The sequence below is a fragment of the Streptomyces sp. NBC_00354 genome (assembly GCF_036106915.1).
Taxonomy (GTDB): Bacteria; Actinomycetota; Actinomycetes; order Streptomycetales; family Streptomycetaceae; genus Streptomyces.
This window is the reverse complement of sequence record NZ_CP107983.1, coordinates 7,117,044-7,131,335: the sequence shown is the minus strand read 5'-3', so window position 1 is coordinate 7,131,335 and position 14,292 is coordinate 7,117,044. Positions and strand designations below refer to the sequence as shown.

Here is a 14,292-nt window from a genome sequence, read left to right as displayed (position 1 = left end):
GGTGTGCGGGGTCAGCGGGAAAGCGTGACGACGGCTTCGGCGTGGACGCCGGGCGCGGCGGCCAGGAAGCTCTCGCTCTGCGGGGTCCAGGGGCGGCCCTCGGCGTCGGAGATCTGTCCGCCGGCCTCGGTGACGAGCAGCGCGCCGGGCAGCAGGTCCGCTCGGGCGCCGGCGAACTGCCAGAAGGCGTCCATGCGGCCGGCGGCCACGTTCGTGAGGTGCAGGGTCGCGGGCACGGCGGTGCGGACGACGAGCGCGTCGAAGAGCATCGCGGTGATCGAGGAGCCGACGCGCCGTACGACCCTCTCGTCCTCGTCCGGCCGGGCCTGGCTGGTGGCCACGATGCTCAGGCCGAGGTCCGCGGTCGGGGAGACGCGCAGCGGCCGGCCGTCGAGGTAGGCGCCGGCGCCGGTGAGCGCGGTGTAGGTCTCGCCGGTCAGCGGCAGGTGGACCGCGGTGAGCACCGGCTGGTTCTCACGCACGAGGGTCGCGGTCACCGCCCACTCCGGCAGCGCGTGCAGGTGGTTGACGTTGCCTTCGGCCGGGTCCACGACCCACCACTCGCCGGGCGGCAGCGCCCCGCCGTCCAGTTCGTCCTCCACCCAGCCGGCCTCCGGGCGCAGGCTCGTGAGGCGGGGGCGCAGGATGTCCAGGGCCGTGTCGTCGTTGACGGCGAGCGCACGCATCAGCTCATCACGGGTCTCGTAACGGACCACATCGCCGAAACGCTCGCGCAGCGCCGCACCGGCGGCGCGCACGGCGGTCGCGGTGCGGTCGAGCAGGTCGGCGTCGGAGGTGACGACGTCCGTGGTCTGAAGCGTTTCGGACATGGCGGTGCTCCTGTCTGAGGAGGGGTGATGAGGCCGGTCGGGGTCGCGTTCGACGGACGACGGGGGGATGAAGCGCGTTGTGGAAGCGCCGTGGGCGCGGAAGAAGGCTCAGTCGATCAGTTCGGCGGCCCGTTCGGCGATGGCGTAAACGGTCGCGTTGGTGTTGGCCGAGGGGATGGACGGCATCACCGAGGCATCGGCGACCCGCAGTCCGGCTATTCCGTGCACGCGAAGGTTCGCAGGGTCGACGACGGCATCGGCGTCGGTTCCCATGCGGCAGGTGCCGGTGAAGTGGAAGTAGGGGCCGGTGGCCTTGCGAATGAACTCGTCCACAGATTCGCCGCTCGTCCCGGAGCCCGGCACCGCTTCCTGCTTGCGCCAGTCGGCGAACGCGTCGGCCTCGCCGATGCGGCGTGCCACTGCCAGGCCCTTGCGCATGACCTCCAGGTCACGGTCGTCGCTCAGGTAGCCCGGGTCGACGACGGGAACACTGGCGGGATGGGCGTCCGCCAGGCGCACGGTGCCGCTGCTGTGCGGAGCCATCGCGGAGAAGGCTATGGAGTAGCCGTTGGCCGGCGGCTGGCCCCAAGCCGACGGGAGCGGTGCGGCGACGATGTAGACCTGAAGGTCCGGCCGGGCCGCGGCGGGATCGCTGAACAGCAGGCCCATCATTTCGGCCGGCGGGTTGGCAGGAACGAACGGTACGGGCTGGTCGGCCTCGTACACCACACCCGCCATCGGATGGTCCTGCAGATGGGATCCCACTCCCGGCAGGTCGGCGACGACGTCGATACCGTGTTCCTCAAGGTGTTGGGCCGGGCCGATCCCTGACAGCATCAGGAGGTGCGCGGAACCGATGGCTCCCGCGGTCAATATGACCTCGGCGCTGTCGATGGACAGGTGCTCCCCACCGATGGTGTACTCGACGCCGGTGCAGCGGCCCGCGGTGGTGCGCAGCCGCTGCACGGTCGCGTCCGTGACGACGTCCAGGTTCGGCCGGTCGAGGAACGGACGGATGTAGGCGTCGGCCGCGCTCTGGCGGGCGCCGCCGGGCAGATTCATGTCACTCCACCCGAACCCGGTCTCCAGCCCGCTGCCGATGTCATCGGCGCGTGCGAACCCAGCCTCCACTGCGGCGTCGACGCCCGCCGTGGCCAGGGGATGGGGTTCCGGGACCGGGGCGACCGCGACCGGCCCGTCCGTGCCCCGCACGGAGGCATCACGACTGCGAGTGCTCTCGCTGCGGCGGAAATAAGGCAGCAGATCGTCGAAACCCCAGCCCGGAGCACCGAGGCCGGGCCATTCGTCGTAACCGGACCGGTGCCCCCGCAGGTGGTAGAGGCCGTTGATGCTCGACGATCCGCCGAGCGCCTTACCGCGCAGCACGTCAGCGGCCCTGCCTGTACCGGCCTGCACGGTCGAGGCGCCCAGCCAGAGGGATGACGGGTCGAACCCCAGGAACCCCCAAGGAGATGCCATCGCCTCGGTTGCGTCCCGGGCTCCCGCCTCCAGCAACAACACCCGCACGCCCGGGCGTTCCGAAAGCCGGGAGGCAATCACGCACCCCGCCGTCCCCGCTCCCACCACGACATAGTCATAAGGACTCTTGCCCATCATGTCTCCGCTTCCCACGGCAGCACTGTCCGACCACCGGGTTTCAGGAAAAGGCTCCTCGACGATCAAAGAGCTGATTGCTTGCACGAACTAAAGGGGCCGAGAAGTCCGAGCTCGGCGCGCAGAAGGCGTGGAACCGGCTGATCAGCAGCGAGCGGGCTCCAGTGGAGCGGGGCTGTCCGCAGGCAGGCCGCGCGCGCTGCTGGTGCTGACGGACACCGAGGTGGCCCGGCGGCAAACGATCACCTTGATCCGACGGGCCTGGGAGCGCCCGGTCCGGCCATTGCCGATCACCCCGTTGGGGATGTCCATGCCGGCGCCGGTGCCTGCGATGACGGCCTTCCGGCTGGACTTCTCTTGTTTCACGCGTTTCTTGTCCTTGGTGTGTACCCGTCCTGGAACAGCCCGGGTTTCCCTTCTGCCGTCGAATCTTAGGAATACGGACACGGCGCGTACTTGAACCTCCGCGACGTTCGTTCGGAACCTCAGCGCCATACGTGTGGCGAGACAGTCGGCGTCACACAGCACTGGGTCAGGCTGCTCGTACACGCCGACCGACTTCTTGCCCTGCCACAGGTGGCCGCCCTTTCCCACCGACGGCCGCGTGAACCTGGGTCGGCAGCAAGGACGTTAGGCGGCCGCAGTTCCGGCCACGGCGGGCCCGTGGCATCGGGGATGGGCGCGGATCCTCACGTCCGTCCACCGGGAGATCGACCTCTGGCAGCAGGTCGACGAAAACCTCGGCCCGGAAGCCACCCTCCGTGCTCTCCTGCACGGCTCCCACACCGAGTCGATCGGCGAGTGGTGGGGCTCCGGCTGGTACGAGACGATGGTCCGCCGCGCGGTTGTCCGCGCGGCGGACGACGGAAGCCTCCCAGCAATCATTCCCAGAACTTCCCGGCCCACCCCACGCCAGGAGCGCCCGGGCAAAGATCCGGACCAGCTCCGGACCAGCTCCGGACCAGCCCAGACCAAGGGGGCGCATCAACTGACGTTTCCGCTGGTCAGCATGGGTGTGCCTCCCGTACCACCAGCAGACGAAGAGTCTGCTGGACGTCTGCGGAGCGGATTATTGACGCAAAGGCAAGGGGAAAGCGCAGGTCAGAGGGGGCGCATGGGTCATGGTGGTCGCACGAGACTGGAGGTGTCGACCCTTCCTCCGCCTCCCGGAGGCGATCCCCATGCGTACCACCGGCGACCGCGGCCGCATCTACCGCAGATGTGGCTGCCGGGACACACTGCATCACCAGCTCGGAGAGCACTGCCCCACACCTGCTCGCTGACGGTGACCACGGGACGTGGACCTTCGCGGTCGACGTCCCGTCACCGCGCCGCCGCCGGACGACCGTGCGCAGGGGCGGCTTCGACAACCACGACGCAGCCGAGAACGCACTCCGCAGATTCCTCGAGGGCGAGGCCGGAGGATTCAACGCCGACCCGAACCAGAGCGTCGACGACTACCTGAGCACCTGGCTGGCCGCCAAGGCGCTCGTGCTCAAACCGACCACCATGGCGCGCTACCGGGACTACGTCCACAACGACCTCGCCCCCGCCTGCGGCACCCTCAAGCTGGACGAGCTCGGACACCGTCACATCGCCGCCTTCGTCACCGGCGAACTCGCCGCAGGCCGCGGAACGACCACCCTCTACCGCTGCGTGGCCACCCTCTCCGACCCCTGCGACCCCTGCGACCCCACACCGTCCTCGACCGGCTCCGGCAGCTGTCCCGAGAAGCCGGCGCACCCCGGGTGACTGTTCACGACCTGCGACACCTGGCTGGAACGGCTGCGACCACCACGCGACCGCATCCAGCGCCTCCGCGAAGCCCTCCACCGGCTCCGCTCCCCCGCCCCGCCCGCGTTCAGCACTATGGCGGACAAGCCCCGAACCGGGCGTGCGGCCACACTGCGACCACCAGGACTCCGGGCATGGAAAAGGCCGCCCTCTCATGGATGAGAGAACGGCCTCCGACCTGCATGAAGCATGGTCGGGACGACAGGATTTGAACCTGCGACCCCTTGACCCCCACCGGCTCCAATAGGTCGCCACAGGTGGGCGCTCGGCATGGCGAACGGTGCAACAGCGTGCCGTCCGCGGCGAGGGACGGTCCAGGTGCGCGGCCGGTGAGCCGCGGCGCAGCCCCGCGTCAGGCCCCGGCCGCTCTGGCTCCCGCGATCACCTCGGGCCGCAGCAGGGCGGTGAGCCGCTCGGCCGGCAGCAGACCTCGCTCCAGGACCAGCTCGGCCACGCCCCGGCCACTGGCGAGGGCTTCCTTGGCGATGTCGGTGGCGGCCGTGTACCCGATGTGCGGGTTCAGGGCGGTCACCAGGCCGATGGAGTTCTCTACGGTGGCGCGCAGCACCTCGGTGTTGGCGGTGATGCCGGCCACGCAGCGCTCGGCGAGGGTGAGGCAGGCCGCGCGCAGGTGGGTTATGGACTTCGACAGCGAGTGCAGGATGACCGGCTCGAAGGCGTTGAGCTGGAGCTGTCCGGCTTCGGCGGCCATGGTGATGGTGATGTCGTTGCCGATCACCTCGAAGGCGACCTGGTTGACGACCTCCGGGATCACCGGGTTGACCTTGCCGGGCATGATGCTCGAACCCGCCTGCACCGGCGGCAGGTTGATCTCGCCGAAGCCCGCGCGCGGCCCGGAGGACAGCAGGCGCAGGTCGTTGCAGGTCTTGGACAGTTTGACGGCGATGCGCTTGAGTACACCGGACATCTGGACGAACGCGCCGCAGTCCTGGGTGGCTTCGACCAGGTTGGCCGCGGTGACCAGGGGCAGCCCGGTGATGTCGGCAAGGTGGCGGCGGGCCGACTCGGCGTAGCCGGCAGGGGCGTTGAGGCCGGTGCCGATGGCGGTGGCGCCGAGGTTGATCTCGTGGATGAGTCCGAGGGCCTCCGCGAGCCGGCTGCGGTCCTCGTCGAGCATGACGGCGAAGGCGGAGAACTCCTGCCCGAGGGTCATCGGTACGGCGTCCTGCAGCTGGGTGCGGCCCATCTTCAGCACGTCGTGGAACTCGGCGGCCTTGCGGGCGAAGGCGGCCTGCAGGACGGCCATGGCTTCGAGCAGGCCGCGCACCGCCGAGGCGGTCGCGATCCGAACGGCGGTCGGGTAGACGTCGTTGGTGGACTGGCCGAGGTTGACGTCCTCGTTGGGGTGCAGGTGCCGGTACTCGCCCCTGGCGTGGCCCAGCAGCTCCAGCGCCCGGTTGGCGATGACCTCGTTGGCGTTCATGTTGGTCGAGGTGCCGGCGCCGCCCTGGATGACATCGACGACGAACTGGTCGTGGAGCTTGCCGCCGCGTATCTCCTGGCAGGCGGCGACGATCACGGCTGCCTTCGCGGGCTCCAGCAGGCCGAGTTCCTCGTTGGCGAGGGCCGCGGCCTCCTTGACGGCAGCGAGGGCGTCGATCAGGTGCGGGTAGGCGGAGATGGGCGTCCCGGTGATGGGGAAGTTCTCGGTGGCGCGCAGGGTGTGGACGCCCCAGTAGGCGTCGGCGGGGACTTCGCGGTCTCCGAGCAGGTCGTGTTCGCTGCGGGTGGCGGCGGTCATGGGTGTGCGGCCCTCTTCCTGAGGTGGGTGGGTCAAGGTGGTGAAAGGGGATGGAGTCAGGCGGTGGCGGGGATGCTGGGCGGGTTCAGCGCCGCCACCGGCTGGATGCCGCCGACGGGCCGGCCGCCGCCGGTCATCGGCTCGCCCTCGAACCCGGCGAGCAGCCGCGGCTCGACTCCCGCCCGGGCGAGGGCTGCGGCCGTCACCGGGATGCGCGCCCGGTCCGCCCCGTCGGCGATCTTCACCGCGACGGCCCGGCCGTCGGGCAGCGCGGCCACCTGGACGCCCTCGAAGCCGTCCTTGGCCAGCAGCCCGGGCACCGCGCGCATCAGCCGGGCCGTGTCTCGCCCTGTGCCGGAGGCCATCTCCGGGTGGACGCGCAGCGCGTCCGCCACCCGGCGCCCGGCGGTGTCCGGACCGGCCGTGGCGATGCGGGCGGCGGCGCGGGCCAGGCCGTGCAGGGACACTGCGAACAGCGGGGCTCCGCAGCCGTCGACGGTGACGTTCGCGATGTGCTGGCCGGTGAGTTCCTCGACGACCTCGGCGATCGCCCTCTGAAGCGGGTGGCCCGGGTCGAGGTAGCTCTCCAGGGGCCAGCCGGCCAGCTTGCACAGGTACAGCATCGCCGCGTGCTTGCCGGAGCAGTTCTGGGCGAGCCGGGAAGGCCCGCGGCCCTCGCGCACCCAGGCATCCCGGACCGCCGGGGCGTACGGCACGTCGGGGACGTTGCGCAGGTCGTCGTCGGTGAGGCCGGCCAGTTCGAGGATCAGCCGGGTACCTGCGAGGTGGTGCTCCTCGCCGGAGTGGCTGCCCATCGAGAGGGAGAGCAGGGCGCCGTCGAGCGGCAGCCCGGCCCGCACCATGGCGAGGGCCTGGACCGGCTTGAGGGCTGAGCGCGGGTAGCAGGCGGCCTCGATGTCTCCGATGCTCAACCGGACGTCGCCATTACCGCCGAGGACGACGACGGATCCGTAGTGGACTCCCTCGATCACGCCGCCCCGGGTGACGTGGGCGACGGGTGCATGCTGGGGCTCGCGCATCGCGGGCGCGTCCGCGAGGAGACTGCTGCGCATCACTGCCTCGTTTGGTGGTGGGTTGCTGCTGACCGGGGTGGCCGGCGGCGGGCCCGGGGGGGGCCGCGCCCGCCGCCCGGCTCAGCCCTCGCTCTTCGCGGCGGCGCGCGCCACGCGGCCGCGGACGGCGTACCAGCCGGCGACCAGCGCCGCGGCGATCAGTGGCACGCACAGCACGGTGGTGCGCGCCGCTCCTCCGTCGGCGTACATGAGGACCAGGACGGAGGCGAGGAAGGCCAGCGTCACGAGTTCGGTCCACGGGGAGCCGGGCAGGCGGTAGGAGGGGCGGGTGAGTTCGCCGTCACGGGTCTTCCGCCAGAAGAGGAGGTGGCAGAGCATGATCATGCCCCAGGTAGCGAGGATGCCGATGGCGGCCAGGTTGAGCACGATCTCGAACGCGTCCGCCGGAACGACGAAGTTGAGCCCGACGCCGAGGACGCACATGCCGCTGGTGAGCAGGATGCCGCCGTAGGGCACCTGGGTGCGGCTCAGCCGGGCGGTGAAGCTCGGGGCGGAGCCGTTGACGGCCATCGAGCGCAGGATGCGGCCGGTGGAGTAGAGGCCGGAGTTGAGCGAGGACATGGCCGCGGTGAGAACGACCAGATTCATCACGTCGCCGGCCGCCGGGATGCCGATGTGGGAGAGCACGGTCACGAACGGGCTCTGGCCGGCGCTGTAGCTGTTCCACGGCATCAGCATCGACAGCAGGACGACCGAGCCGACGTAGAAGAGGGCGACGCGCCACATGATCGAGTTGATCGCCTTCGGCATGATCTCCTCGGGATTCTCGGTCTCACCGGCCGCGACTCCGACCAGCTCGACGGAGGCGTAGGCGAAGACGACGCCCTGGATGATCAGCAGCATGGGCAGCAGGCCGTTGGGGAAGATCCCGCCGTTGTCGGTGATCAGGGACGGACCGGGCACGGCGTCGTCGATGGGGTGCCGGGTCACGAGGAAGAAGATCCCGATGGCCATGAAGACGACCAGCGCGCCGACCTTGACGATGGCGAACCAGAACTCCAGTTCGCCGAAGATCCGCACCGAGATGAGGTTCACGGTGAGGACCACGGCCAGGGCTATGAGCGCGATCACCCACTGCGGGACGTCGGAGAACAGGCGCCAGTAATGGGTGTAGGTGGCGACGGCGGTGATGTCGGCGATGCCGGTGGTCGCCCAGTTGAGGAAGTACATCCAGCCCGCGGTGTACGCGCCCTTCTCCCCGAGGAACTCCCGGGCGTACGAGACGAAGGCGCCGGAGGACGGCCGGTACATGACGAGCTCGCCGAGCGCGCGTACGACGAGGAACGCGAAGATCCCGCAGACGGCGTAGGCGACGAACAGTGAGGGGCCGGCATCGGCGAGGCGTCCGCCCGCGCCGAGGAAGAGCCCGGTGCCGATCGCACCCCCGATGGCGATCATGTTGACGTGCCGGGGTGTCAAGGACTTGCTGTAGCCGGTGTCCCCGGCGTCCACGTGACGGGTCGTGGGGCGCTTTGAACCGCCCCGGCGTGTTCGGAGACTCCACTTCGTGAGGAGATGGAGTCCATGTCACGTCCTTCGAGGAATTACCCGGCCGAGTTACGCGAGCGTGCGGTGCGGCTGGTGGCCGAGGTCCGGCCGGAGCATCCGACCGAGTGGGCGGCGATCTGCTCGGTCGCAGGCAAGCTCGGCATCGGCAGCGCGGAGACGCTGCGCAAATGGGTCCGCCAGGCCGAGGTCGATGCCGGCGCCAGGGCGGGGACCAGCACCGCGGAGTCGGCCGAGATGCGCCGGCTGCGGGCCGAGGTGCGGGAACTGAAGCGGGCCAACGAAATCCTGCGGGCGGCCTCGATTTTCTTCGCGGCCGAGCTCGACCGGCCACGCAGGTCCTCGTGAACTTCATCAGCGCCCACAAGGACACCACCAGCGAGACGGGGGTGCGGTGGGGAGTCGAGCCGATCTGCCGCGTGCTGAGTGAGCACGGGGCACCGATCGCGGCGTCCACCTACTACGACGCCACAGCCCGAAAGCAGCGTCCCTCCGGCTCCGGCTCTGAGGGAGCGTCCTCGCGGGACGAGATGCTGAAACGGGAGATCATCCGCGTGTTCGACAAGAACTTCCGGGTCTACGGAGCGCGGAAGGTGTGGCTGCAGCTCAACCGGGAGGGCATACCGGTGGCCCGCTGCACCGTCGAGCGCCTGATGCGCGAGCTGGGCCTGCGAGGTGCGGTCCGGGGCAGGAAGTACCGCACCACGGTGCCCGATCCGACCGCCGCCCGCCCCACCGACCTGGTGAAACGCCGGTTCGACCGGCCCTCGCCGAACCGGCTGTGGGTCACCGACTTCACCTACGTGGCCACCCTGTCCGGCACCGCCTACGTCGCGTTCGTCATCGACGTCTACGCCCGCCGGATCATCGGCTGGTCCGCGGCCGGCCACATGCGCACCGGCCTGGTCCTGGACGCCCTGGAGATGGCCGTCGCCGCCCGCTTCCGCGCCGGCGCCACCGACCTCACCGGCCTGATCCACCACAGCGACGCCGGATCTCAATACCTTGCCATTCGCTACACCGACCATCTTCAGGAGGCCGGGATCGCACCGTCCGTCGGCACGGTCGGCGACGCGCTGGACAACGCCCTCGCCGAGAGCACGATCGGCCTGTTCAAGACCGAGGTCATCAAACCCGGCGGGCCGTGGCAGTCCCTGACCGACGTCGAGATCGCCGCCCTGACCTGGGTCGACTGGTACAACAACCGGCGTCTGCACGGCGCCTGCGACGACCTCACCCCCGCCGAGGCCGAACAAGCCCACTACCATCACCACCGCGACCCCGTCCGGGCCGCTCATCCAACAAACTGAGTCCCCGGACACGCCGGGGCGGTTCACTTCTCGTCTTTGAGGAACTGCTCGCTCACGCCTCGGGTCTGCCTTCCGTGGAGGTGGCCGCGCGCTGGGGGCGCACGATTTCTGTGAGGGTCGTCTCGACCCGCAGGAGGTGGTGGGACATGGCCTCCACCGCGTCGTGCTCGGAACCGTCGGCCAGCGCCTCGAGGATCGCCCGGTGCTCGCAGTTGGACTGCTCGCGCCGGCCGCCCAGTTCGTTGAGGAAGGTCGACTGACGCGCCAGTGCGTCGCGGATCTCCTCGATGACGCGGCGGAAGACGGGGTTGCGGGATGCCTCGGCCACCGCCAGGTGGAAGACGGTGTCCATCGCCACCCACGCGGTGGTGTCGGTCTCCTGCTCCATCCGGTCGAGCAGATGGCCCAGATGGTCCAGGTCCTCCGGGGTGCGGCGCAGCGCGGCGTACCCGGCGACCGGGATCTCGACGTGCCGGCGCACCTCCAGCAGGTCGCTGGCGACGTAGTCGCCGAAGGTGGGGTCCTCGACCGTGTTCGCCAGGACGAACGTGCCCTTGCCGCTCTTGGAGGCGGTCAGGCCGATGGCTTGGAGGGCTCGGAGCGCCTCCCGCAGCACGGGCCGGCTGACCTCCAGGGTCCGGCACAACTCGGCTTCGGAGGGGAGCTTGTCGCCCACGACGTACTCACCGCGCTCGATGGCGCTGCGCAGGTGGCCGAAGACCGCTTCCATCGCGCTGACGCGCCGCGGGGCCTGGCCACCTGTCTGGCTGTCTGACAGGTTCACGGTGTGATCCTGATGGGTGCGCCGGAGGGTGTCAAGACACCTGTGTCGGGAAAGTCCGGCCCGGCGAGTTTCGTACCGTGCGCACTTTCCGTCCTGCCACCGAAGCGGCCCGATCGGTGTCTGCGGCGGAACCGGCGGCATCCACCAGGGCGTGCACCACCGGCGTGTCGACACCCATCTCCGGATGCCACTGGACGCCCACGGCGAAGCGGTGCCGGGTGCTCTCGATCGCCTCGACGGTGCCGTCCGCCGCACGGGCTGACACGATGAACCCGGAGCCAAGGCGATCCACGGCCTGATGATGGTGCGTGGCGACCTCGCGGGTCCCCGGCAGGAGGGCGCCGATCCGGGTCCCCGGCGCGGTGGTGACGGTGTGGGCACAGAAGTGGCCCCGGTAGGGGTTGTGGCCGTGATGGCCCACCCTGTCGGGCAGGTGCTGGATGAGGGTGCCTCCGGCGTGTACGTTCATCAGCTGCATACCCCGGCACACTCCGAGCACGGGTATGTCGCGGGCGAGACCGGCGGCCAGTACAGCTTGCTCCCACCGGTCGCGCTCGCGGACCGGCGGCCCCGTGCGCGGGTGGGGCCGGGCGCCGTACAGGGCGGGATCCACGTCCTCGCCTCCCGTCAGGACGATCGCGTCCAGACGTGCGACCACATCGGCCGCTGCCGACGGGGCGTCCGGCGGCAGCAGGACGGCCCGGCCGCCCGCGGCCTGGAGACAGCCGGCGTAGGCAGCAGGCAGCACTGCGGCGGGCAGGTCCCACTCGCCCCACCGGGCGTCGGCCAGGTAGGTGGTGAGTCCGATGAGTGGTGGCTGGGGCATACCACTTCCTTTCAGGGCGTGAGGGGTGATCGTCGACGGCCGGGTGCACACCCGCCCCGCCGGACGTCCCCGGCCACGGCGGGCTGCGGCAGAAAAGGCGGACGGGGCGGACGGGGCACTGGCGGAGGGCGCCCCGGCGACAAGGTGGAGGGGCGGTCACGATCCGGGAGCGCGGGCTTGCGTTTTTCTTGCCGCGAGCAAGAATCCTGCTGGCGTTCATCCGCAATCACAAGAAAACACATCTTCGCGACAGATAAGTGAGCCTTAACTCCGTGCACGGACTCGACCCCCGCCTGCTCGCCACCCTCGAAGCCGTCGTGCGGCACGGCTCCTTCAACGCCGCCGCACGCGAGCTCGGCTACAGCGCGCCCGCGGTCTCCCAGCAGATCGCCGAACTCGAACGCCGCGCGGGCCTGAGAGTGCTGGAGCGCCGGCCCGTGCGCGCCACACCGGCCGGCGAAGTCCTTCTCGACGCCGAGCAGGGCGTCCGCAACGCGTTGGCGACGGCATCGGTGGAACTCGACGCCATGCGCGCGGGTACGGCCGGACGGATCCGCCTCGGCGCCTTCGCCTCGGCCGCCACCAGCATCGTTCCGCAAGCGCTGGCCCAACTCCACGCGGCCTACCCCCACGTGCAGGTCAGCCTCAGCCAACTGGAACCCGAGGCCTGCTACAACCGGCTCAAGCGGGGGGACATGGACCTGGCCCTCAGCTACGACTACGACTTCATCCCCGTCCCGCCACCCCGGATGCTGCGCCGGACGCTGGTCGCACGGGATCCGGTGGTGGCCGTGGTCCCGGCACACCACCGCCTGGCCGACAGGGAGGTCATCGACCTGGCCAGCCTCGCGTCCGAGACCTGGATCGCGGCTCCGGAGGCCGCACTGCGCCTGGAACTGCTTTCCCAGATGGCCAAGACGCCTGGCTTCCAGGCCCGCCTGCAATACGAGGGGGACGACTTCAACACCGTGCTCGGCTTCGTGGCCGCAGGCCTGTGCGTGGCCGTCATGCCGCAACTCGCCCTGCCCCGCGCCAACACCCAGGTCGTGGCCCGCCCCCTGGCCGAGCCGCAGTTGACGCGCTTCATCTACGCCGTCCGCATCGACACCCGGCACGCCCCGCGCGCCGTCCTGGACCTGGAGCAGATGCTCGCCGCGCAAGCGCTGGCCGCGCTCACATGAGGCTGCGGCGGGCGGCCACCGGAGGTGAACGGAGCGTGAACCCACGCGAAATGCGCCAAGTTGACGGCGGCCGCACGCGCGTAGACCGGGTGATGACGCCAGGTCTCCCGGCTTGTCCGACTACCGGACGCTGTGGCTGAAAGTTAAACTATTGCGTGGCGGGCGCCCTACGTTTGCGGCGGTTGACGTTCCAGCGAGAGGAAACCCCTCATGACCGCCGCCGACAGTGCGCCGCGAACGGCCCGCGTCCTCACCGGCTACCGCCCCGAGGACGGCTTCATGGCCGTGGAGCTGGACCCGCCTCCGGGCGAGTACGTATGGCACGACGAGCACGCCGAGCAGCAGGAGCAGCGCTACGGCCCGGGTGCGGGCTACCACCAGTGGCTGGCAGTGGACGCACGCGACGGCGCCGTATGGTTCGGCGACATCGACTGGCGGGCCCCGTCCGAAGACCTCGGCAGCCAGCTCCCCGGCCTCCCCCGCAGGGCACTCGGCGACGGGGCCGTGCCCGCCTCCGGAAGCATGGTGCAGCTGCTCGGCCACCTGACCCATGACGAACAGCGCGGCTGCTCCTGGCGCTTCTTCACCGCTGAGGAACTGCACGCGCTCGCCCTGCGCATACTCCCCGCCGTGCAGCGGCTCGTGGACTCCATCCACCGCATCGGACCGGACGACGAACTGGAGTGGTCGGCCGAGGCCGCCACCGCCTGGGACGACATCGAGCAGGCCGCGACACACACCTTCGACCCCTCCGGCGATCTCCGCTGGCCCAGGCTGCGCACGACACCGATCCCTGCCTGGCGTGTCGAGGTCGGCGCGTTCCTCGCCATGAACCCCGGTCTGTGCGATCCCTCCTGGGGCCTGGCCACGGACGCGGAACTCGATGCCTACGCCGACTACAGTCCCGAGAGCGGCTATGGCGGTGTACCGGGGCGGATGTGCCGCGCCGCCGACCGGCAGATCGAGGACGGTTTCACTTTCTACGGCCACCGTGCCGCCCTGTACGCCTACCGCGCGCAGGCGTGCGGCGACCGTGTTCCGACAGACGCCCGCGTCTGGCTGGAGACGACAGAGGCGGGTCGGGGCACCTGGGAGGCGGCCAAGCCCCCCGGGGCCACCCTCGCCGACGTCCCCGACTGCGTGCTGGCGGCCTTGGCCGAAGGGTTCCAGAACTCCGCGCACGAGGAGGGTCTGGTCCTGACGGGCCTGGACGCCCATCTGCGCCGGTTGCGCGCCGAGGAACGCTCCGCCGTCGACCAGCAGCTCGTCCGCGAAGCCGGGGAAGTCGAACGCCTCGAGAAGATGCTCAAGGACTTCCGCGCGGCACGGAACCGCACCGTGACACGGATCCTGGCCTGGTCCGATGGGCGCAGCGACGGGGAAATCGCCCGCCTGGCGTCCATGCCCGACGACTACGTCAGCGACTGGCGGGCCCGCCTGACCGACGAACAGACGACGGCCACACCCGCAACCTGAAGCGCCACGGCCGTCCGTAGACCGAGGCGACGGCCCGAGGCCTTGAGCTGGTGCCGCCGGCCCGCTGCGAGTACCGCTGCGCGGGGTAGGCGGAGCCGGACCTGGCCGCTGTACC

General features: G+C 70.3%; 12 protein-coding genes. 4 read left to right on the top strand and 8 right to left on the bottom strand.

What is annotated here, in order from left to right:
- Positions 1 to 11: 11 nt before the first annotated feature.
- The 3 genes from OHT74_RS32745 to OHT74_RS32735 form a co-directional block, all read right to left on the bottom strand.
- Positions 12 to 830, bottom strand: coding sequence for an inositol monophosphatase family protein (locus tag OHT74_RS32745; protein WP_328622169.1), 819 nt, complete (start codon positions 828 to 830; stop codon positions 12 to 14).
- 108 nt (positions 831 to 938) lie between these two features.
- Positions 939 to 2,444, bottom strand: coding sequence for a GMC family oxidoreductase (locus tag OHT74_RS32740; protein ID WP_443047744.1), 1,506 nt, complete (start codon positions 2,442 to 2,444; stop codon positions 939 to 941).
- A gap of 144 nt (positions 2,445 to 2,588) precedes the next feature.
- Positions 2,589 to 2,810, bottom strand: coding sequence for a hypothetical protein (locus OHT74_RS32735; RefSeq protein ID WP_266673703.1), 222 nt, complete (start codon positions 2,808 to 2,810; stop codon positions 2,589 to 2,591).
- A gap of 855 nt (positions 2,811 to 3,665) precedes the next feature.
- On the opposite strand from OHT74_RS32735, the gene OHT74_RS32730 reads away from it, so the two are divergent.
- Positions 3,666 to 4,196 (top strand): hypothetical protein, encoded by a 531-nt coding sequence (locus OHT74_RS32730; protein WP_328622167.1) that lies wholly within the window; start codon positions 3,666 to 3,668, stop codon positions 4,194 to 4,196.
- 394 nt (positions 4,197 to 4,590) lie between these two features.
- Here OHT74_RS32730 and aspA read toward each other — a convergent pair whose 3' ends face one another.
- The 3 genes from aspA to OHT74_RS32715 all read right to left on the bottom strand — a co-directional run bounded on the left by aspA (position 4,591) and on the right by OHT74_RS32715 (position 8,492).
- A complete protein-coding gene (gene aspA, locus OHT74_RS32725; protein ID WP_328622166.1) occupies positions 4,591 to 6,000 on the bottom strand; it encodes an aspartate ammonia-lyase in 1,410 nt (469 codons plus the stop codon).
- Positions 6,001 to 6,056: 56 nt separating this feature from the next.
- Positions 6,057 to 7,073 (bottom strand): asparaginase, encoded by a 1,017-nt coding sequence (locus OHT74_RS32720; RefSeq protein WP_328622165.1) that lies wholly within the window; start codon positions 7,071 to 7,073, stop codon positions 6,057 to 6,059.
- Positions 7,074 to 7,154: 81 nt separating this feature from the next.
- Positions 7,155 to 8,492 carry an amino acid permease gene (locus OHT74_RS32715; protein ID WP_328623438.1) on the bottom strand — a complete coding sequence of 446 codons (1,338 nt, stop codon included), beginning with the start codon at positions 8,490 to 8,492 and terminating at the stop codon, positions 7,155 to 7,157.
- Positions 8,493 to 8,618: 126 nt separating this feature from the next.
- Here OHT74_RS32715 and OHT74_RS32710 point away from each other — a divergent pair.
- A protein-coding gene (locus OHT74_RS32710) for an IS3 family transposase (protein WP_328620557.1) occupies positions 8,619 to 9,910 on the top strand; the annotation gives its coding sequence in 2 pieces (ribosomal slippage) (positions 8,619 to 8,904 and positions 8,904 to 9,910; 1,293 coding nt in all).
- A 52-nt stretch (positions 9,911 to 9,962) separates the two neighbouring features.
- Here the strand turns inward: OHT74_RS32710 and OHT74_RS32705 are convergent.
- The gene (locus OHT74_RS32705) at positions 9,963 to 10,694 is read right to left on the bottom strand and encodes a FadR/GntR family transcriptional regulator (RefSeq protein ID WP_078613352.1); all 732 of its coding nucleotides are present in this window, start codon (positions 10,692 to 10,694) and stop codon (positions 9,963 to 9,965) included.
- 31 nt (positions 10,695 to 10,725) lie between these two features.
- A complete protein-coding gene (locus tag OHT74_RS32700; protein WP_328622164.1) occupies positions 10,726 to 11,520 on the bottom strand; it encodes a gamma-glutamyl-gamma-aminobutyrate hydrolase family protein in 795 nt (264 codons plus the stop codon).
- A gap of 272 nt (positions 11,521 to 11,792) precedes the next feature.
- Between OHT74_RS32700 and OHT74_RS32695 the strand changes: the two genes are divergently transcribed.
- Positions 11,793 to 12,701 (top strand): LysR family transcriptional regulator, encoded by a 909-nt coding sequence (locus OHT74_RS32695; protein ID WP_266661840.1) that lies wholly within the window; start codon positions 11,793 to 11,795, stop codon positions 12,699 to 12,701.
- 210 nt (positions 12,702 to 12,911) lie between these two features.
- Positions 12,912 to 14,177, top strand: a complete 1,266-nt coding sequence (locus tag OHT74_RS32690) for a hypothetical protein (protein WP_266631611.1) — start codon at positions 12,912 to 12,914, stop codon at positions 14,175 to 14,177.
- Positions 14,178 to 14,292 lie beyond the last annotated feature (115 nt).